Source organism: Kitasatospora saccharophila (assembly GCF_039529925.1).
Taxonomy (GTDB): domain Bacteria; phylum Actinomycetota; class Actinomycetes; order Streptomycetales; family Streptomycetaceae; genus Kitasatospora; species Kitasatospora saccharophila.
Window position 1 is genome coordinate 25,872 of sequence record NZ_BAAANS010000034.1, and the last position, 19,063, is coordinate 44,934.

The window sequence follows — 19,063 nt, forward strand, 5'->3', positions numbered from 1 at the left end:
CCGCCCGTTCCCAGGAGGACACCGTGGCCTGGACCCCCCAGCCGCCCGCGCCCGCGCAGATCCACCCCGCCGAGGCGCACCGCCTGGCCGCCGCCGGCGAGGCGCTGCTGCTCGACGTGCGTGAGCCCGAGGAGCACGCCGAACTGCACGCGCCCGGCGCGCTGCTGCTCCCGCTCGGCGACCTCGGCACCACCCGGAGCCCGGACGCCGTGCGGGCCGCGGCCGGCGGACGGCTGGTGCTGGCGGTGTGCCGCTCCGGCCACCGCTCGCAGACGGCCACCGAACTGCTGAACGCGCACGGGGTGCCGACCGTGAACGTGGTGGGCGGCATGCGCGCCTGGCTCCGGGACGGGCTGCCCGCGCACCGGGACGGGTGTCGCTGCGGCGGCGCGATATGAGCATCGTCCTGCTCGCCCTGGTGGCCGGCGCGGTGGTCGGCCTGGCGCTGGGCGGACTCGGCGGCGGCGGCAGCATGCTGGCCGTCCCCGCGCTGATCTACCTGATCGGGCTGACGCCCGGCACCGCGACCACCGCCAGCCTGCTGATCGTCGCCGTGACCTCGCTCACCGGCCTGCTCGCCCACGCCCGGGCCGGACGCGTCCGCTGGCGCGAGGGCCTGCTGTTCGGCGCGGCCGGACTGCCGTTCGCCGCCCTCGGCGGGGCCCTCTCCCGCCACCTGCCCGGCCCCGCCCTGACCGCCGCGTTCGCGCTGCTGGCCGGACTGGCCGCCTGGCGGATGCTGGCGGGCGGACGGCGCGGCGGGCCGACCTCGGACGGGCCGGCCTCGAACGGGCGGACGGACGGGCGGACGGGCGGTGACGCCGGTGCTACCGGTGGTGCCGGTGGTGCCGGTCGCGCGCCCGGCGTCGGGCTCGCGGCGGAGCTGCCCTCCGCCCTCGGGTCGGCGGCGGTCGCCCGACTGCTGCCCGGGGGCGCCGCCGGCGCGGTGCCCGGCGGCGCGGGCCCGGCTGTGATCGTCGCCACCGAGACCGTCTCCGCACGGATGAACCTCGACCTGTGCCCGCTCCCGGTGACCGCCGGGCCCGCCACCGACTCCGACACCGGGTCCGCCACCGGGGCGGCGCTGCGGGCGCCCGTCCCGGCGCGGCGGGCCGCACTGGCGGGTGCCGGACTGGGGGCGGCGACCGGGGTGCTGGGCGTCGGCGGCGGGTTCCTCGCGGTGCCCGCGCTGGTCTCCTTCCTGCGCTTCCCGATGGCCGAGGCGATCGCGACCAGCCTGCTGGTGATCACCCTGAACTCGCTGGCCGCGCTGCTGCCCCGGCTGGGCGCGTCCGCCGAGATCCCGTGGTCGACGGTGGGCCCGTTCGCCGCCGCCGCGGTGCTCGGCGCCTGGGACGGCAAGCGGCTCGCCGCGAAGCTGTCCGGCCGCACGCTGCAACGGCTGTTCGCCGGGGCGCTGCTGGCGGTCGCCGCCCTGATGCTGGTGGACGCCGTGCTCTGACGCCCCCGGCCGTACCGCCCCGACGCCGCTCACCTGCGGTGACGCGGCTCACCCGGCCTTTCCGGTTCCCCGCGCCGCTCAGGCATCCTTGGGGACTCCCCCGCCTTCCCGCTCTCCCCGCCCGGCCCGTCCGTACGCGCCGGGGCCGTCCTCCCCCGAAGGGTTCACCGCTCCGATGACCACACCCCTGTCCGTCGACCAGCTCCAGCCCCGCCTGCACCAGCTGACCGTCATAGACGTCCGCTCGCCCGGCGAGTTCGCCGGCGGCCACATTCCCGGCGCCCACAACGTGCCGCTCGACCAGCTGGCCCAGGCCCTGCCCGCGCTGCGGGCCGCCGCCGAGCGCGGCGACGAGCTGGCCGTCGTCTGCGCCTCCGGCGCCCGCGCCCTGAACGCCTGCGAGCAGCTCGCCTCGGCCGGCGTGCAGGCGCTGCTCGTCGACGGCGGCACCTCCGCCTGGACGGCCAACGGCGGCCCGCTGAACCGGGTGCCCGGCCAGAAGCCCCGCTGGGCGATGGACCGGCAGGTCCGGCTGGTGGCCGGTTCGCTGGTGCTGGCCGGCATCGTCGTGGACGCGGCCGTCCCCGGCGTGCGCTGGGTCTCCGCCGCGGTGGGCGGCGGCCTGCTGTTCTCGGCCGTCAGCAACACCTGCGCGATGGGCTCGCTGCTGGGCAAGCTCCCGTACAACCGCCCGCGCGACTCCGGCGCCGCGCTCGACGCGACGCTCACCGCGCTGCGCGACGGCGGCAAGTGACGGACCAGACCTGACGTGTCGTCAACTCGCCTTCCGCTGCTGGCGAACCGGCCCCCGGTCTCCCTCCCCGTGCGGAGCGGGACCGGGGGCCGGCGCGCGTGCACCGGCCGCACGGACGGGGTCAGCGACCGGCGGCCGCGCCCTGCGGGCCCGGGGCGGACGCGTCCGTGCCGGCCGTCGGGGTGCAGGAAGCGGCGGGGGCCGGGGTGTTGTAGTGGCTGGCCAGCCAGAAGCCGGCCAGCAGGCCCGCCACGCCGAGTGCCTTGTGGCGGTTGCGCTTCCACCACGAGGGCGTGCCGGCGGCCATGAACCGCAGTTGGGTGAAGTCCGGATGCTCACTGGGTGGTGCGTCCTTGAACATTCCCATCGCGGATGATCCTCCTCTCGCGTCGGGGAGTTCATGACCATACGCCCGGTTCCGCCCTGACCGCAGGCAATTAATCCCGATTCAGGGGCCCACGCGCGCCCCCGCGCGCCCCCCTTGCGCGCCGGGCGGCGTGGCCCGGGCGGAACTCCGGACGGAACTCCGGGCCGGGCCCCGGTCGGCCCCGGCCGGGCTCACCAGTGCGCGGGGCGGGTCAGGGCGGCGCCGAGGCGGGTGGTCGAATCGCCCTTGGCGGCGTTGAGTTGGGCCCGGGTGAGGAACAGCGCGCCAGTCAGGTCGGCGCCCCGCAGGTCGGCGTCCCGCAGGTCGGCCCCGATCAGGTCGGCGTCCCGCAGGTCCGCGCCGGACAGGTCGGCCGCGATCAGGTAGGCGCCGCGCAGGTTCGCCCCGCGCAGGTCCGCGCCGCGCAGGCGGGCCCCGATCAGGTCGGCGCCCCGGTGGTTGCGCCGCTTGCCGGGCAGCGCGTTGCGGGTCAATTCGCTGGCCCGGAGCAGGAGTTCGTTCGCCCCGGCCCGGATGCCGGGCAGGTCGGCGGCGGCCAGCGCGGCCGCGTCCCGGCGGGTCAGCTCCTCGATCCCGTCGAACGTCCGGCGCAGTTCGGCGTGCACCGGCCGGGCTTTCGGCAGCTCCAGTGCCTCGGCCAAGTACCAGAGCAGCTCGTGGAGTTGGCGCATCACCGGGAACGTCTCGAACATCTGCCGGGCGGTGTCCCGGTCCTCGCGCCAACTGCGTCCGCCGAAGGTGTGCCGGGAGACCTTCTGCCCGGCCCCGAAGCAGTCGAAGACCGTGCAGCCCTGGTAGCCGCGTTCGCGCAGGTCCGGGTGGATCCCGCAGCGGTAGTCGGCCTGCAGGTTGCGGCAGGGCGTGCCCGCGTCCTTGTTCGCCGCGAAGTCGGCGGACTTGGCGAAGGGCAGGGCGACGCAGCACAGCCCGAAGCAGGCGGAGCAGTCGGCGAGCAGGTCAAGTCGACGGCCGGTCGGGGCGGGTTGCTGCTGGTCGGTCACGGTGCGGGTTCTCCTGTGGCGGGGGTGGCGGTCTTGCTCCATTCTCCCCGCCCGTCCGGCCCGGCCCGCCCCGGCGGCCCTGCTTCCCCCGCTCCGGCGGTCCTGCCCCGACCGTCCGCTCCCTCCCGGCCCTCCCGTCCCTTCCATCCCTTCCATCCCTTCCGGACGGGCCGCCGGGGCCGATTCTGTGGGCAAAAGGGCAGGGACCGGCAAAAAACCTCGCTCCCACCGGAATTCGTACCGCGTCGGGTTCGGGTACGGGCGGTTCGGCCGAGTATGGTGCGGTCCCCGGGTGCGGATCACCCGGGCGACGGCACACCGAGCCGTGCGGCACGGCGATGCGTCGTGCCCGCCGACGGCTCCACGGGGGACGCGGCGAGGGAGGGATCACGGGTGCGGCCCGATTCGGCGGGCGGCGACTCGACGGATTCGCTGCTCACGGCTGCCTCCGCGGCGCTGCGGGTGGACCGCGACGCGCTGGTCGGCGCCCTGCTCGACCAGCTGCCCGTCGCGCTGGCGGTGCTCGACGGCGAGCTGCGCTGGCGCTACCTGAACCCGCCGTTCCAGCAGGTCACCGGGGTGTCGCCGACGGCCGTGCTCGGGCGCGCCGTCACCGATCCGGACCGGGCGCTCCCGCGCGTCCTGGCCGACGGGCGGCCCCGCTCGGGGACGTTCGCCGGGCGCGCCGCCGACTTCCGCCGGCTGGAGGTGGCGGGCGCGCCGACCGGGGCGCTGGTCGTGCTGCCCGGCGGCGCCGACACCCACCGGGCGGAACTCGAACGCGTCCGGGCCAGGTTCGCCAAGCTGGAGGCCGGGTCGGAGCGGATCGGCACCACCCTCGAACCGGACACCACCTGCGCGGAGCTCGCCGCGTTCGCCGTCCCCGACTCCGCCGACCTCGCCCTGGTCGACGTGCTGCCGCTCGACACGCCCGACACCGTCTCCGACACCGCCGGCACCACCTCCGCGACACGCCCGGCCGCCGGCACCGGGCCCGCCGCCGGCACCGCCCTCGGTGCGGACCGGCCGCGCCCCCGACTGCGCCGGGCCGCTGCGGTCGGCCCGGCCACCGCGGCCACCACCGTCGGTTCGACCCACGGGGAGCAGGCACCGCACCCGCCGGACGCCCGGCCACCCGTACCGACCGGCGGGACGGTGCGCCACCGCCCCGGTTCGGTGACCGCCCGGGCGCTCGCCGAGGGCCGTCCGGTGGTGGCCAACCTGCTGTCCGGCGCGGAACTCGCGACGCTCGCACCGGACGACGACGCGCTGTCCGCCTGCCGGGCCGCCGGGGTCGACTGCCTGCTCGCGGTGCCGCTGACCGCCCGCGGGCGGCCGATCGGAGTGCTCACCCTGGCCCGGGCGCACGGCGGTTCGCTCGGCTTCACCGATGAGGACACCGAACTGCTCGCCGCCGTCGCCGGGCGCGCCGCGCTCACCCTCGACCACGCCCGGCGCTACGCCCGTTCGCAGAACACCGCCCTGGACCTCCAACGGGCCCTGCTCGCCGAGCCCGGCAGCCCGCACCCCAATCTCGAACTCGCCTCCCGCTACCTGCCGTCCGGGATCACCTCGGTGGTCGGCGGCGACTGGTACGAGACCGTGCGGCTGCCGTTCGGACGGACCCTGCTCGCGATGGGCGACGTGATGGGCCACGGCGTCGAGGCCGCCGTCGACATGAGCAACTACCGCTCCACGCTGCGCTACGTCGCCGCGATGGACCTGCCGCCGCACCGGATCCTGCGCCAACTCGACGCACTGATCGCCGAACAGGAGAACGCCCGCCCGGCAACCTGCGTCCTGGCCCTCGCCGACCCGGCCCGCGCCCGCTGGACCCTCGCCGGCGCGGGCCACCTGCCACCCGCGCTGCTCACCTCGCACGCCACCGAGCTGATCGAGGTGCCGACCGGCCCGCCCCTGGGCACCGGCGTCGGCGGCTACGAGCAGACCACCGTGGAACTGCGCGCGGACCACGCCCTCCTGCTGTACACCGACGGCCTGGTGGAGCGGCGCGGCGAGGACATCGACGTCTCGCTCGCCCGCCTGTCCGCCCTGCGGCTGCCCTCCGACGGCCCGCTCGACGCCCTGCTGGACGCCACCCTGGCCGCGCTGGCGCCGCAGGACGCCGAGGACGACATCGCCCTGCTGGCGGCCCGGGTCCGCCACCGACCGTCCTGAGCGCGGCCCCCTCCGCTCCGCCCCCGGCGCCTGATGTGCCACCGGCTGCCGCCCGGCGAGTGCGGCCCCGGCCCGGGCCGGTCGGACGTCCGCCGCACGCCCGCGGGACCAGCGCAGCGGCCACCACCGCCAGCTCAGGAAGCGGGGGCGGGAGGACCGGGCCGAGAGCCGGGCGCCGACCGCGAGGAACAGCGCACAGCCCGAGCGCCCCACCCCACCCCGCCCCTCTCCACGACAACGGCCCCGCCGTCCGCCCCCGACGCCCCGGCACCCGTGGTTGCACCGGGCCGCCCGACCGCCCTTCACCCGGCGGGGGCCGCTAACGCTCGGCGCCGACCGGGGGCCAGCCGCGGTGGTACCCGGCCGAGAGCGGGCCGCCGACCAGGTCGAGCACCGTCCCGGCGGCGGACAGCAGGTCGGCGGGGCCGCCGTCCTCGCACAGCACGCGGTGGGCCTCCAGGAGGCGAGCGCCGAGGTCGGGGGCGGCGGTGAGCAGGCGGCGCGGGAACCACTTGCCGGTTCCGGTCCAGGCCCGGTGGTGGTCGCTGAGCAGGTCGGCGGCGGAACGGAGCACCTCGGTCCCGACAGCCAGCGCCTCCAGCCGGTCCGGGGCGTCGCGCAGGTCGTCCAGCAGGTCGGTCAGCGCGTACCGCAGGTTCTCGCGCTGCTCGGCCGTGAGCGGGGCCGGACCGGCCAGCAGTTCGGCCCGGCAGTCCTCGGCGATCCGGGCGGCGTGCCCGTCGCGGTCCAGCAGGATCAGCCCGGTCGCGTACAACTGCTGGACCACCCCGCGCCGGGAGGCCGCGTCGAAAGCCCGCAACTCGTCCAGCCCGGAGCGGGTGTGCGCGAACACCTCGACCACCCGGCCCTCGTGGCGCAGCGTCTCGCGGCGGGTGTCCCGGCCGTCGGGCAGCAGGACGGCCAGGTCGAGGTCACTGCCCGCCCGGGCCCGCCCCGCAGCCACGGACCCGGCCAGCACCACCGCCGACGCGTCGGGGTGCAGCTCGGCAACGAGCCTCCTGGCCTGGTCGATCAGCATCTCTCACACCCGGCCCAGCCTGTCACACGGCCGTCCCCGCCCCCGAACCGGTCCGCACGCCGGCCCGGAAACCGGCCTGACGGATCGCCAGCAGAACGCTCCGGCCCCCGCGCAGCCCGCGCCGCCCGCCCGGCCACACGGACCGCGCGCCCAACGAGCCGACCCGCGGATCGGCCCGCAAGCCATTCGGAAGCCGGCCCGACGAATCGCCCATGGGTGCCGCATTCCCCCGCCTCCGCCCGGACCGCACGCGCCGCAGACCCAGCCGACCCGGGCGGCAGGCAACCACCCGACCCGCCGAACAGCCCGCGAGTCAATTCGGGAGTCAACCTGACAAATCGTCAGCCGCGCGTTCCCCCGCCCCCGGCAGGCCCATCAGGCCAGGCGGCAAGCAACCAATCGACTCGCGAACCGGTCCGCCGAACAACTCTCGGAGTCAGTTCGGGAGCACACATGACCAGCCGTCAGCTGCGCATTCCGCCGCCCCGCCGAGACCACGAGCTTTGCCCGGGCCACGCGGGCCGCAGGCCCAGTCGGCCCGGCCGGCAAGCAGCGGACCGCCCCGCGAACCGACCCTCCGAACAGCCCGCGAGTCAATTCGGGAGTCGGTCTGACAAACCGTCAGCCACGCGTCCCCCCACCCCGGCGAGACCACGAGCTTTGCCCGGGCCACGCGGGCCGCAGGCCCAGTCGGCCCGGCCGGCAAGCAGCGGACCGCCCCGCGAACCGACCCTCCGAACATCCCGCGAGTCAATTCGGGAGTCAACCTGACAAACCGTCAGCCGCGCGTTCCCCCGCCCCCGGCGGAACCACGTGCGCCATCTCGGCCGCGCGGCTCGCCCGGGCCGCGCGAGCCGCGGGCCCGGCGGGCCCGGTCGGCGGCGTAGGCCGCGCCCGCGGCGAGGGCGATCAGGAGGGCGGTGGTGAGGCGTCCGCCGGCCAGGTCGAGGCCGAGGAAGAGGACGAACAGGAAGGCGGCGACCGGGAGCAGCAAGGCGAGCAGGGTCTGGCCGAGGACGGCGATGGTGGCAGTGCGGGCGTACTTCTCCTCGGGCTGCGGCGTGACGGCGCCGGGGTCCTCTTGCGGCCAGTAGAAGGCGGTGGCGCGCCGGGCGAGGGCGGTGGTGGCACGGACGTTGGCACGCCCCATGACGGGGATCCACACCACGGGGCAGGCGAGTCCGACGACCACCAGCAGGGCGGTGCCGACCCAGCCCGCGATCCGGCGGACCGGGCCGCGGGGATCCTCGCCGATGGCGACCAGCCCGAGCAGGTAGACCATCCGCCGGATCATGTCGAGCCGGGACGGGCGGGGCGGCGGTCCGGCTTTGGGCGCGGCGTCCTCCGCCGCGGTGGCGGCGAGCGCGGCGCGGGCCTCCGCGACGGTGGGGTACACGCCCTGGAGGACGAGGAGTTCGGCGCTGCGCTCGGTGCGGTCGCCGTCGACGCCGGCGAGGGTGGCGAGTTCGAGGACCATCCGGGCCTGGGCGAGCATCCCGGCGCAGAACGCCACCGGGACGAGCAGGACGAGCGGTCCGCCGACCACGCAGCCCTCGACCATGGTCAGCCGGATGCCGTGGGTGATGACGGCCGTGCGCCGTTCGGCGAGCGTCGCCGTCCCGGACAGCCCGGCCACCGCTTTCGCGGCCGGCGCCGACTCCTGGCGCACCGCCAGCTCGGCCAGGTGCTCGGGCAGCCGCACGGCGTCGTGCCGGACGGCCCGCCACAGCTCGCCGGCCGCCCCGCCGCCGTCCACGCCCCCGTCCCCGTCCCGGGCCAGACCCTCGACGACAGTGCCGTCCGCGCCGCTCTCCGGGCCGTCGCCCGGCCCGTCGGCGGGTCCGGGCGTCGGCGGCTCGTCGGCGGGCTGCGTCGCTTCCCCTCCCGCGTGCTCCATCCCGCCAGCCTACTCGGACGAATCACCACAAAACACTCATAAAACAGCGTTCCGCCCGGGAAGGCGCCGCCCGCTCCCTTCCTCGCGCCGCCCGAATCCGACATTCACACACCAGTGCGGAAATGGCGGCAGACGTTCGTCTCCGCGAAAGATCCCTTTGGCTGACCGCACGCCCGGGTTGGCCACAACGTTGGCATGCGAGTCGCCATCGTCACCGAGTCCTTCCCGCCCGAGGTCAACGGCGTGGCCCACAGCGTGCTGAGGGCTGCCGAGCACCTCGTCCGGCGGGGCCACCAGCCCCTGGTGATCACCCCTGCCCCGGCCCGGGGTGCGCACTGCCCGCCGCAGTCCTTCGGCCCGGACCGGGAACCGCTGCCGGTGGTGCGCGTCCCCTCCGTCCCGCTGCCGCGCTACCCGCAGGTGCGCATCGCGCTGCCCAGCCGGAAGCTGGCCGCCGCGCTGGCCGCCCACCAGCCGGACGTGGTGCACCTGGCCAGTCCGTTCGTCCTCGGTGCGCGGGCCGCCCGGCTCACCGAGCGCCTGGACCTGCCGACCGTGGCGGTCTACCAGACCGACCTGGCGGGGTACGCGCAGGCGTACCGGATGGGCCGGGGGATCGGTTCGGCGATCGCCTGGGCCCGGATCCGCTCGGTGCACCGGGCCGCCGGGCGCACGCTCGCCCCGTCGACCCCGGCCGCGCAGGACCTCACCGCGCACGGGGTGCGCCAGGTGCGGATCTGGGCGCGCGGCGTGGACTCGGCGCGCTTCCACCCCGAGCACCGCGACGAGGCGCTGCACCGCGCGCTGGCCCCCGGCGGCGAGGTGCTGGTGGGGTACGTCGGGCGGCTCGCCCCGGAAAAGCGGGTGGACCTGCTGGCGGAGGCGTCCCGGCTGCCGGGCGTGCGGGTGGTGGTGATCGGGGACGGTCCGAGCGCGCCCGCGCTGAAGGCCGCGATGCCCGGCGCGGTGTTCCTCGGCCGTCGCACGGGCGCCGAACTCGCCCGCTGCTTCGCCTCGTTGGACCTGTTCGTGCACACCGGTCCGCTGGAGACGTTCTGCCAGACCATCCAGGAGGCGATGGCCAGCGGCGTCCCGGTGGTCGCCCCGGCGGTCGGCGGCCCGCTCGACCTGGTCGGCCACCGGCGCACCGGGCTGCTGGTCGCCCCGCGCGATCCGGGCGCCGTCGCCCGGGCCGTCGCCGAACTCGCCGCCGCCCCCGAACTGCGCGCCCGGTACGGCGCAGCGGGCCGGGCCGACGTCACCGACCGGACCTGGGAGGCGGTCGGCGACCAACTGATCCGGCACTACCAGGAGGTGATCACCGAACACCGGCGCCACACGCCGGCCTCCCCCCGGGTCGCCGCCCCCGTCCCCTCCGCCACCACCGCCGTCGACCCGTCCCCTGCCCCCGCTCCGGCCGCACCCGCACCCGCACCCGCGTCCGCACCCGCACCCACCGGGCAGCCGCTCCTCGGCGGCATCCCGGCACCCCGCCAGGCCGAGTCCGCCGAGTCCGCCGACCCGCCCACCGGCCCCGCCGTCGCGCCCGCGCCCTCCCCCGCCCCGCTCTCGGCCGAGGAGCAGCCCGCGTGAAGCGTGACGGAACGGCCGGTGCGGACGGCGGGTTGTGCATCGTCCGGGTGGCGAACTTCGTCACCCCGGTCTCGGGCGGTCTGCGGACGGCGCTGCGGCACCTCGGCGCGGGGTACCTGGCGGCGGGCCACCGGCCGGTGCTGGTGGTACCGGGCCCGGCCCGCAGCGACGAGTGGACCGAGCAGGGCCGGGTGATCACGCTGCCCGGCCCGCGCGTCCCGGGCACCGGCGGCTACCGGGTGCTCCGTGGCAGGCGCCGACTCGCCGCGCTGCTGGAGGAGTTGGCGCCGGACCGGTTGGAGGTCTCGGACCGCACCACGCTGCGCTGGACGGGCGGGTGGGCGCGGGCGCACGGGGTGCGGTCGATGATGGTCTCGCACGAGAGCGCCACCGGCGTGCTCGGCGCCTGGGGCGTGCCGCCCTTCACCGCGCGACGGCTCGCGGACCGGCTCAACTTCCGTACCGCGCGGGGCTACGACACGGTGCTGTGCACGACGGCTTGGGCGGCCGGGGAGTTCGAGCGGATCGGCGCCCGCAACGTCGAGCGGGCACCGCTGGGGGTGGACCTGGAGACGATGCGTCCGGAGTGCCACGACCCTTCGCTGCGGGCCGAGTTGGCCGATCCGCAGCAGGTGCTGCTGGTGATGTGCTCCCGGCTCTCCGGGGAGAAGCGGCCCGAGCGGGCTCTGGAGGCGCTGGCCGAGCTGCGTCGCCGGCACCGCGTTCCGGCCGTGCTGGCCGTCGCGGGGACGGGTCCGCTGCGCGGCCGACTGGAACGGCAGGCCCGTCAACTACGGCTCCCGGTAAGGTTCCTGGGCCATCTCGCGGAACGTTCCGCAGTGGCGTCCCTGCTGGCCACGGCGGACGCGGTGATCGCTCCGGGCCCGGTGGAGACCTTCGGCCTGGCCGCGCTGGAGACCCTGGCCTGCGGCACTCCCGTCGCGGTCAGCCGGTCCTCCGCACTGCCCCAGGTGGTCGGCCGGGCCGGCCTCGCGGCGACCGACACGGGGGCCGGATTCGCCCTCGCGGTAAGGGAGTTGCTGGAACGCCCGGAAGCGGAGCGGCGGGCCGCCGCCCGGGCCAGGGCGGAGGAGTTCAGCTGGGGCGCCGCCAGCGCCGCCTTCCTCGCCGCCCATCGGGCCCAGCCCACCGCACCCGCCTCCATGCCCCTCCCCGTCCCGGCCCCCGGCCCCGCTCCCGGCACCGCCTCTCCCTCCCACGCTCCCCGACCGGCGAGCACGGCCGACTGAGACCCCGACTCCCCCCTTTCGCAACGGAGTTCCCCAGTTCCACCACCTTCCCAGCCCCACCGGAGGGACGTGATGACGGTTCGATTCGCTGCGCTCGGCGACTCCCTCACCGAGGGTGTCGGCGATCCGGTGCCAGGGGGGTGGCGGGGTTGGGCGGCACTGCTCGCCCCCGCCCTCTCGCCGGATCCCGTCGAGTTCCGCAACCTCGCCAACAGCGGCGCGCTCAGCCGCGACCTACTGGTCTCCCAACTGCCCACCGCGCTGGCGCTGCGCCCGCAGTTCGCGGCGGTGCTGGTCGGCGGGAACGACACCCTGCGGGCCTCCTTCGCCCTGGAGACCACGGCCCGCCAATTCGCCTCCGTTCTCTCCTCGTTGACGTCCGCCGGGGCGGTCCCGCTGACCGCCTGCCTGCCCGATCCGGGGCGGCTGCTGGGGCTGCCCGCCCCGCTGGCCCGGCCGCTGGCCCGGCGGATGCGGGGCGTCAACGCGGTGGTGCACGCGCTGTCGGCGCACTACGGGGCGGTGCACCTGCACCTGGCGGAGCTGCCCTGGACGGAGCGGCGGGAACTGCTGAGCGCGGACCGGCTGCATCCGAGCACAGCCGGACACCAGTTGATCGCCCGGGAGTTCCACGCCCTGCTCGCCGGGGGCGGGCACCCGGTCGGGGCGGCGCCCGCCCGGCTCGCGGTCCGGAGCCCCGGCCGCGGGGCCGACCTGTGGTGGCTGGCCACCCAGGGCACCCGCTGGGTGGCGGCCCGCTCCACCGACCTGCTGCCCGGGCTGATCGCCCTGGCCGTACTGGAGGCCCGCCACCTGCTGCGCGGCTCGACCCGCCGCCTCGACCGGGCGGAGGCCGACGCCACCGCCGCGATCATCGCCCGCCTGACCACCGCCACCCACGACCCGGCGCCGAACCGCTCCCCCGCACCCGCACCCGCACCCGCACCCACGCCCACGCCCACCAACGGTTGACCGGCCGGTTCCCTACTCCCCTCCCGGCCCCGCCGCCCCGCCCAGTTCGCGCCGGTACCAGGTGCCGGGCTTGCCGCCGAGGTCCTCCGGGGCGGCGGGACCGACCGGGGCGAAGCCCGTCTTGGCCAGCACCCTGCGGGAGGCGGCGTTCCCGGTCGCGGCGGCCGCCAGCAGGGCGGTCAGCCCGTGCCGCGTCCGGGCCAGCCGGCACAGCTCCTCGACGCTCGCGGTGGCCAGGCCCCGTCCGGTGGCGTGCTCGGCGACGCGGTAGCCGAGCTTGGCGCTGCGGCCCGCGATGTCGATCAGGTTGAACCTGCCGAGCACCGAGCCGTCCGCGGCGACGAGCAGGTAGCAGGCGCAGTCACCGGCCTCCTGCTCGGCCAGCAGGGCGCGGTACCGGTCCTCGTACTGCGCGAAGAACTCGTCGCCGCGGTCGAAGAGGGTGGCCGCGAAGTACCCGCGGTTCTCCGTCTCGAAGGCCAGGACCGCCGGGGCGTGGTCGGGACGCAACTGCTCCAGTTCGGGCACCGTCCGATGCTAACGGGGCCGCGCGCCGCGGTCATTCGGCTTTCCGCCGCGCGCGGCCGACCGCCGCCCCGGTCTAGGCGGCCCACTCCTGCTCCAGCAGGGCGCGGAAGCCGACGGGCTCCCGGCCGATCAGTTCGGCCAGCGTCGGGTCGACGGCGGCGAACTCGCCGTTCCGGGCCGCGGCGAAGATGCTCAGCATCAGGTCGGCGATCGGGGCGGGGGCGCCGTGCGCCAGGGCCTGCTCGTGGAAGGCTTCGTCGGGGACGACGGTGCGGCCGAAGGGCCGTCCGGTGACCTCGGTCGCCACCCGGGCGACGGAGTCGAAGTCGAGCGCGGCGGGGGCGGTGAGCGGCGGGGTCGGGCCCTCGAAGCGTCCTTCCTCGGTCAGGATCACCGCGGTGGCCTCGGCGAGGTCGTCGTGACCGGTCCAGGCGACGGGGCCGTCGGCGGGCAGTTCGATGTCGCCGCTGTGGCGGGCGGTCTCCAGGAACCGCAGGGCGCTGGCGGTGTAGAAGCCGTTGCGCAGCGCCGTCCAGGGCCGGCCGGTGGCGCGCAGCAGGTCCTCGGTCCGGGCGTGGTCGCGGCACGCCTCGAAACGGGAGTCGTGGGCGGCGCCCATCTGGCTGGTGTACAGGATGCGGGCGGCTCCGGCCCGCACGGCCGCGTCGATCGCGGCGCGGTGGCCGCTCACGCACGCCTCGCCCGTGCGGTCGAGGGAGACCAGCAGCACCTGCTCGGCACCCTCGAAGGCGTGGGCGAGCGAGTCGGGGTCGTCGAAGTCGCCGGGCCGGACGCGGACGCCGCGGTCGGCGAGGTCCTCGGCCTTGCGGGGGTCTCGGACGCTGACGCCGACGCGGTCGGCGGGCAGCCGCTCCAGCAGGCGCTCGACGATGCGGTGGCCGAGTGCGCCGGTGGCTCCGGTCACGATGATCACGGGGTTCTCCCAACCGTGTTTCCAGTGGAATCACTTACACAGTAACACTGGAACTAACGGCGGAACCACAAAATCGATATCATCGATACATGCCTACTCGTGACACGTCCGGCAGCCCGCGGCAGCGCATCCTCGAAGCCGCCGTCGAACTGCTGGAGAGCGGCGGCCCCGACGCGATGAGCACCCGCGCGGTCGCCGCCGCGGCCGGGATGCAGCCGCCCGCCATCTACCGGCTCTTCGGCGACAAGGACGGGCTGTTGGAGGCGGTCGCCGAGCACGGCTACGCACAGTTCCTGGAGAGCAAGCGCGCCCAGCTCGACCCCAGCCCGGAGGACCCGGTGGAGGAGCTGCGCCACGGCTGGGACATGGTGGTGGAGTTCGGGGTCTCCCGCCCGGAGCTGTTCGCCGTGATGAGCCGGGCCACCTCCTCGGAGGCGGGCGCGGCGCACCGCGCGGGCCTGGAGATCCTGCACGGCCGGGTGCGCCGGCTGGCGGCCGCGGGATGGCTGCGGGTCGACGAGGAGCTGGCCGCCCAGATCATCCGGGCCACCGGCATGGGCGTGGTGGCCACCTGGCACGCCACCCCCGCGGAGCGCCGCGATCCGGCACTGCTGACCGTCATGCGCGAGTCCATGATCGCGGCCGTCACCCGCGCCGAACCGGCCGTCCCCGCCGCGGAGTCCGGTCCCGCCCCCGCCGCCCGGGCCCTGCGGGCGGCCCTCCCGGACGGCAGCGGCGCGCTGAGCGACGCCGAACAGCACCTGCTGGCCGAGTGGCTCACCCGCCTGGCCGGCGGTGGCACGTCCCAGGCCCGCCCCGCCTGAACTCCCCGACCGAGGTGCCCGCTTGAGACCGGTCCGAAGCCGGCCCGCAGCCCCGACCCGACGTCCTCGACTTGACGCCCGCGCCGCCCGGCCCGGGCGTCAGGTCACCAGAGGTCGCCCTCGCGCCAGTCGCACACCAGGTCGGCAGCGGGGTCCAACTCGCTTTCGCCGCCCAGCAGGTAGATCCAGCCGTCCTCCTCGGCGGTGCGCTGCCGCCCGTTCGGGCCGAGCGCCCAGGTGGGTCCGGGCCAGCGGCGCCAGCCCCGGGCGAGGTAGAACGGGACACCGGCCTCGCTGGCCCCGAGCGCGCCGATCTCGTGGGCGGCCCGGACGACGCGCTCCGCCTCGTCCATCAACTGCCCGCCGATGCCGCGCCGTTGACGGTCCCGCCGGACCACCACGCCTTCCAGGTAGCCGGTCCGCAAGATCCGGTCACCGTTCATCAGCCGGCGCTGCACCACGGCGGCGTGCCCGACCAACCGGCCGCCCTCCAGGGCGAGTACGTGCATTCCGCCGAGGCAGTGCGACCAGTCCTCCTCGGTCATGTCGTCCGCGCCGAACACCTCGAACAGCAGCTCCCGGGCCGCCCGCCGGTCCGCCGGATCGAGGTCCGCCGTGTGCACCGTCCGCACCGTCACCATGCCCGGCATCCTCCCAGACCGGCCGGGTGCGCTGGGCGGCAGCGCGCCGTCCGGGCGGTCCCGACCGTTCGGACCCCCGCGCCGTAGCATCGTCCCCGGAGCACCGGAACACCGGAGCACCGGAACGCCGGGCCCCTGAGCATCACGGCACCGGACGGGACCCACCGGGAACTGGAAGGCAGCGCACATGGACGTCGGTTTCATCGGCCTGGGAGGAATGGGCCGGGCGATGGCCCGCCGCCTGCTGGCGGCGGGACACTCGGTGCGGGTGTGGAACCGCTCGCCGGCGCCGGTGGCCGAGTTGGTCGCCGACGGGGCCACCGCCGCCGGAACGCTCGCCGGGGCGTTCGGGGCCCAGGTGGTGGTGTCGATGCTCGCGGACGACCGGGTGGTCGAGAGCCTGCTGCTGGACGAGGAGTTGCTGGCGGAGGCGCAGGCCGCCACGCACGTCAACATGGCCACCGTCTCGCCCGCGCTGGCCCGCCGGGCCGCCGAACTGCACGCCCGGCACGGCATCGGGTACGTCGCGGCGCCGGTGCTGGGCCGCACCGACGTCGCGGCGGCCGGGAACCTGAACGTCCTGGCCGCCGGACCGGCCGCCGAACTCGACCGGGTGGCGCCGCTGTTCGAGGCGATGGGCCGTCGCACCTGGCCGCTCGGGGAGGATCCGGCGGCCGCCAACGTCGCGAAGATCAGCGCCAACTTCCTGCTGGTGTCGGCGATCGAGGCGTTCTCCGAGGCGGCCGCGCTCGCCGAGGCCAGCGGGCTGGACCCGGCGGCACTGCTCGCCGTGCTCACCGATTCCCTCTTCCCCGGCCCGGTGTACGCCGGCTACGGGGGGATGATCACCCGGCAGTCCTTCGAACCGGCCGGGTTCCGGCTGGCGCTGGGCCTGAAGGACGTCAATCTCGCCCTGGCGGCCGGGAGCGACGCCGAAGTCCCGCTCCCGCTGGCCTCGTTGCTGCGCGACTCGCTACTCCAGGCGATCGCCCACGGCCACGGCGAGCAGGACCTGGCCGCGATCTCCACCACTTCCCGCACCCGCGCCGGAATCTGACGGGCAGTCAATTCGGTCGGCGCCGGAAGGCACCGCGACACGCGCCCCGGCCTGCCCCGGGGCGCGCTCCGCTCCGACGCCCTCACCGCTCTCCCACCCCGGGGACCGAACCGTCACCGGCCTCCGGCGCGGTGAGGTCGGGCGTGCCCCGGGGGATCCTGGTGCGGTCGGCGCCCGCGGGCCCGGCGAGGTCCTGGTGGACCTGCTGGGCGACGCGCTGGATGGTGCCGATGCCGTAGGACTCGGTGGGGTCGTCGTCGGTGAGGACGGCGATCCGGTAGACCCGGTCGGGAGCGGTGAAGATGCCGAGGCTGTGCACCCGCCAGCCGTGCGTGGCCCGTTGCAGCCAGCCGTTCTTGACGTGCGTGGTGACGCCGGGCGGGGCCCCGAACGGCGTGCCCCAGCGCTGGTCCTCCTCAACCTCTGCCATCAACTGCAGCCCGTAGTCCCGGTGTTCGGGGGTGAGGACGCCGGAGTCGGCGGTGTAGACGTCCAGTTGCTTCAGTTCGTCACCGGCGGTGACCCGGGTGAGCCCGAAGCCGTCGGTCGACAGGACGGTGTCGCGCATGTCCGCGAGGTCGAGGAAGTGCTGCATCCGGGCCGGGCCGACGTACTTCCACAGCCGGACGGCGGCGTCGTTGTCGGAGCGGGTGATCATCGGCCGCAGGTTCTCCTCCTCGAACGGGGTCAGCGGCCGGCCCTCGTCCTGCGCGATCCTCAGCACCGCGCCCATGATGGTGGCCTTGACGATGCTCGCCGAGTCGAAGTGCCGCGCGGGGTCGAGGAAACAGGACACCCCGGTGCCGGAGTCGCGCACGGCGAGGGCGAGCGTGGACTGCCGCCCCCGGACGGCAGCGGCGATGTCGCGGGCCAGGCGCTCGGCCAGCTCGGGGCGGGTCGCGGAGGAGCAGTGCACGGACTGCCCGACCGACGGGACGGGGGCCGCCGGGGCGGCGGTCGGAACGAGGGCGAGGGCGGCGGCTGCCGCGAGCACCCCGGCGACCCTCGTGGCGGCGGGGCGCGGATCGGTGCGGTGACGAGTTGCCGTGGTGGCCATGGTGAACGGGCTCCTGACTCTGCCGGGGTGTACTACGACGGGGGCCGGAAGGCGGCGACCCGGGCGGCCTGCGGGACGATCGGACCCGGGACGGCCGGACCCGAGCCCGCCGGGAGCGAAACCGCCGGGCCCACGGGGAAGGGCCGCACGGACATCCGGCCCCCGGAAACCGACGGCACCGCAGCCGGCGGCACGGCCACCGCGTAGGGGTGCCGGAGGTGGTCGCCGACCGTGGTCTGCGGACCGCCGTCGGCCGGCACCCGGACCACGCGGCTGTTGTTGAAGTCGGCGATGTACACGTTGCCCCGCGCGTCCGCGGCCACGCCGGTGGGGAAGTCCAGCCCGGCTCCGACCGTGGTCTGCGGCCCGCCGCCGTGCGGCAGTTCCACCACCCGGTTGTTGTAGGGGTCCGCGACGAACATGTCGCCGGCGCCGTCGAAGGCCAGGCCGGTGGGGTCCGCGACCTGGACCGGCACCTCGCTCTGCGGCCCGCCGTCGGCCGGGACCTCGACCACCCGGTTGTTGTACGGATCGGCGATGTACACGTTGCCCGACGCGTCCAGCGCGACCCCCGTCGGGTTGCCCAGGCCGCTGCCGACGGTCGTCGGCGAACCGCCGTCGGCGGGGATCCTCAGCACCCGCCCGTGGTCGGTGTCGGCGACGTAGAGGGTCCCGGCGCCGTCGACCGCGACGCCGTAGGGGGACTTCAGCTCCACGTCCGGGCGCACGACGGTGTGCCGTCCGGTGCCGGCGGAGACCTTCAGGACGCGGTCGTGGCGGCTGTCGGCGACGTACACGTCTCCCGTGGCGCCGACCGCCACGCCGTTCGGCAGGTCCAGGCCGCGGGCCAGCACCTCCTGCCCGTGGCCCCCGGCCCCCTCCGCCCTGACGACCCGGTCGTTGTAGGTGTCCGCGACGTACACCCCGCCGGACCCCGGCACCCCGGGCCATCCGACGGCGGCCGGAGCAACCGGAACAGCCGGAGCGGCCGGAGCCGTCACGGCCAGGACGGGAGAAGCGGCCAGGACGGAAGCGCCCAGGACCGAAGCGGCGAGGACCGAGGCCGCCAGAACGGGCGCCACCCGGAACCCCCCGGCCGAAGCGACCGGCAGCCGGGCCCGTGCGCACCCGTCCGGGGCGACGGTCAGGGGGCACGGGGAAGTGCGGGACGGTTTCACGATCGGCCCTTTCAGGAGGCGGTCGGGCAGCGAAGGCGGTCGGCCCCGAAAGGCGGCCGGACCACGGAACCCGCAGCCGCAGCCGCAGCCGCAGCCGCCGAACCCGCCGGCCGGCCGAAGCAGCGGTGCCCGACCGGGGCGGCGGCACCGGGCCCGCCCGATCAGCACCCTAGGCCGCCGCCCGCACTCGGCCGGCGCCCCGAACCGCCGTGCCCCGCAAGGCCGCTCGAACGGGCGAAGCGCGCACGGAACCCCACGCGCGGCCCCGACCGCCCCCGCACACCCCCTTTTCGTCGTATTGACGACAACC

The 19,063-nt window shown here is 76.1% G+C and carries 17 protein-coding genes and 1 pseudogene; 9 read left to right on the plus strand and 9 right to left on the minus strand.

Features of this window, described 5'->3' with window-relative positions; all coding sequences use genetic code 11:
• Positions 1-23: 23 nt before the first annotated feature.
• The 3 genes from ABD345_RS23765 (at position 24) to ABD345_RS23780 (ending at position 2,216) form a co-directional block, all read left to right on the plus strand.
• The gene (locus ABD345_RS23765) at positions 24-398 is read left to right on the plus strand and encodes a rhodanese-like domain-containing protein (RefSeq protein ID WP_344554618.1); all 375 of its coding nucleotides are present in this window, start codon (positions 24-26) and stop codon (positions 396-398) included.
• On the plus strand, positions 395-1,462 hold the full coding sequence (locus ABD345_RS23775) for a sulfite exporter TauE/SafE family protein (protein WP_380275721.1): 1,068 nt from the start codon (positions 395-397) through the stop codon (positions 1,460-1,462). Before ABD345_RS23765 ends, ABD345_RS23775 begins: the two co-directional genes overlap by 4 nt.
• A 175-nt stretch (positions 1,463-1,637) precedes the next feature.
• Positions 1,638-2,216: a rhodanese-like domain-containing protein gene (locus ABD345_RS23780; protein WP_344554619.1), complete on the plus strand. Its 579-nt coding sequence runs from the start codon at positions 1,638-1,640 to the stop codon at positions 2,214-2,216.
• Between the two features lie 121 nt (positions 2,217-2,337).
• Here the strand turns inward: ABD345_RS23780 and ABD345_RS23785 are convergent, their stop codons facing one another.
• Both ABD345_RS23785 and ABD345_RS23790 read right to left on the minus strand, forming a co-directional pair.
• Entirely contained in the window at positions 2,338-2,583 is a 246-nt protein-coding gene (locus tag ABD345_RS23785; RefSeq protein WP_344554620.1) for a hypothetical protein, read from the minus strand.
• Positions 2,584-2,774: 191 nt separating this feature from the next.
• Entirely contained in the window at positions 2,775-3,605 is an 831-nt protein-coding gene (locus ABD345_RS23790) for a pentapeptide repeat-containing protein (protein ID WP_344554621.1), read from the minus strand.
• 393 nt (positions 3,606-3,998) lie between these two features.
• Between ABD345_RS23790 and ABD345_RS23795 the strand changes: the two genes are divergently transcribed.
• Positions 3,999-5,783, plus strand: coding sequence for a SpoIIE family protein phosphatase (locus ABD345_RS23795; protein WP_344554622.1), 1,785 nt, complete (start codon positions 3,999-4,001; stop codon positions 5,781-5,783).
• 319 nt (positions 5,784-6,102) lie between these two features.
• On the opposite strand, the gene ABD345_RS23800 is transcribed toward ABD345_RS23795, so the two are convergent.
• Entirely contained in the window at positions 6,103-6,822 is a 720-nt protein-coding gene (locus ABD345_RS23800; protein WP_344554623.1) for a nucleotidyltransferase domain-containing protein, read from the minus strand.
• A 778-nt stretch (positions 6,823-7,600) separates the two neighbouring features.
• Positions 7,601-8,719: a hypothetical protein gene (locus ABD345_RS23805; RefSeq protein WP_344554624.1), complete on the minus strand. Its 1,119-nt coding sequence runs from the start codon at positions 8,717-8,719 to the stop codon at positions 7,601-7,603.
• Positions 8,720-8,914: 195 nt separating this feature from the next.
• Between ABD345_RS23805 and ABD345_RS23810 the strand changes: the two are divergent.
• The 3 genes and pseudogenes from ABD345_RS23810 to ABD345_RS23820 form a co-directional block, all read left to right on the plus strand.
• Positions 8,915-10,051 (plus strand): annotated as a pseudogene (locus tag ABD345_RS23810) (glycosyltransferase family 4 protein); the annotation flags it as partial.
• A gap of 257 nt (positions 10,052-10,308) precedes the next feature.
• Complete coding sequence (locus ABD345_RS23815; protein ID WP_344554625.1) at positions 10,309-11,562, plus strand: glycosyltransferase; 1,254 nt, start codon at positions 10,309-10,311, stop codon at positions 11,560-11,562.
• 72 nt (positions 11,563-11,634) lie between these two features.
• The gene (locus tag ABD345_RS23820) at positions 11,635-12,534 is read left to right on the plus strand and encodes an SGNH/GDSL hydrolase family protein (RefSeq protein ID WP_344554626.1); all 900 of its coding nucleotides are present in this window, start codon (positions 11,635-11,637) and stop codon (positions 12,532-12,534) included.
• A 12-nt stretch (positions 12,535-12,546) separates the two neighbouring features.
• Here ABD345_RS23820 and ABD345_RS23825 read toward each other — a convergent pair whose 3' ends face one another.
• Positions 12,547-13,062 carry a GNAT family N-acetyltransferase gene (locus ABD345_RS23825; RefSeq protein ID WP_344554627.1) on the minus strand — a complete coding sequence of 172 codons (516 nt, stop codon included), beginning with the start codon at positions 13,060-13,062 and terminating at the stop codon, positions 12,547-12,549.
• 73 nt (positions 13,063-13,135) lie between these two features.
• Positions 13,136-13,996 carry an SDR family oxidoreductase gene (locus ABD345_RS23830; RefSeq protein WP_344554628.1) on the minus strand — a complete coding sequence of 287 codons (861 nt, stop codon included), beginning with the start codon at positions 13,994-13,996 and terminating at the stop codon, positions 13,136-13,138.
• Positions 13,997-14,085: 89 nt separating this feature from the next.
• Between ABD345_RS23830 and ABD345_RS23835 the strand changes: the two genes are divergently transcribed.
• Complete coding sequence (locus tag ABD345_RS23835) at positions 14,086-14,820, plus strand: TetR/AcrR family transcriptional regulator (protein ID WP_344554629.1); 735 nt, start codon at positions 14,086-14,088, stop codon at positions 14,818-14,820.
• A 104-nt stretch (positions 14,821-14,924) separates the two neighbouring features.
• Here the strand turns inward: ABD345_RS23835 and ABD345_RS23840 are convergent, their stop codons facing one another.
• The gene (locus ABD345_RS23840) at positions 14,925-15,461 is read right to left on the minus strand and encodes a GNAT family N-acetyltransferase (protein ID WP_344554630.1); all 537 of its coding nucleotides are present in this window, start codon (positions 15,459-15,461) and stop codon (positions 14,925-14,927) included.
• Positions 15,462-15,648: 187 nt separating this feature from the next.
• Here ABD345_RS23840 and ABD345_RS23845 point away from each other — a divergent pair, with 187 nt between their 5' ends.
• Complete coding sequence (locus ABD345_RS23845; protein WP_344554631.1) at positions 15,649-16,518, plus strand: NAD(P)-dependent oxidoreductase; 870 nt, start codon at positions 15,649-15,651, stop codon at positions 16,516-16,518.
• Between the two features lie 82 nt (positions 16,519-16,600).
• Here ABD345_RS23845 and ABD345_RS23850 read toward each other — a convergent pair whose 3' ends face one another.
• Both ABD345_RS23850 and ABD345_RS23855 read right to left on the minus strand, forming a co-directional pair.
• The gene (locus ABD345_RS23850) at positions 16,601-17,575 is read right to left on the minus strand and encodes a serine hydrolase (protein ID WP_344554632.1); all 975 of its coding nucleotides are present in this window, start codon (positions 17,573-17,575) and stop codon (positions 16,601-16,603) included.
• A 32-nt stretch (positions 17,576-17,607) separates the two neighbouring features.
• Complete coding sequence (locus ABD345_RS23855) at positions 17,608-18,498, minus strand: SMP-30/gluconolactonase/LRE family protein (protein ID WP_344554633.1); 891 nt, start codon at positions 18,496-18,498, stop codon at positions 17,608-17,610.
• Between the last annotated feature and the right edge of the window lie 565 nt (positions 18,499-19,063).

Coding starts and splice junctions, on each gene's coding strand:
- ABD345_RS23840 (WP_344554630.1), bottom strand. CDS start 15,461: ATGGTGACGGTGCGGACGGTGCACACGGCGGACCTCGATCCGGCGGAC.
- ABD345_RS23805 (WP_344554624.1), bottom strand. CDS start 8,719: ATGGAGCACGCGGGAGGGGAAGCGACGCAGCCCGCCGACGAGCCGCCG.
- ABD345_RS23800 (WP_344554623.1), bottom strand. CDS start 6,822: ATGCTGATCGACCAGGCCAGGAGGCTCGTTGCCGAGCTGCACCCCGAC.
- ABD345_RS23845 (WP_344554631.1), top strand. CDS start 15,649: ATGGACGTCGGTTTCATCGGCCTGGGAGGAATGGGCCGGGCGATGGCC.
- ABD345_RS23775 (WP_380275721.1), top strand. CDS start 395: ATGAGCATCGTCCTGCTCGCCCTGGTGGCCGGCGCGGTGGTCGGCCTG.
- ABD345_RS23850 (WP_344554632.1), bottom strand. CDS start 17,575: ATGGCCACCACGGCAACTCGTCACCGCACCGATCCGCGCCCCGCCGCC.
- ABD345_RS23780 (WP_344554619.1), top strand. CDS start 1,638: ATGACCACACCCCTGTCCGTCGACCAGCTCCAGCCCCGCCTGCACCAG.
- ABD345_RS23820 (WP_344554626.1), top strand. CDS start 11,635: ATGACGGTTCGATTCGCTGCGCTCGGCGACTCCCTCACCGAGGGTGTC.
- ABD345_RS23785 (WP_344554620.1), bottom strand. CDS start 2,583: ATGGGAATGTTCAAGGACGCACCACCCAGTGAGCATCCGGACTTCACC.
- ABD345_RS23835 (WP_344554629.1), top strand. CDS start 14,086: ATGCCTACTCGTGACACGTCCGGCAGCCCGCGGCAGCGCATCCTCGAA.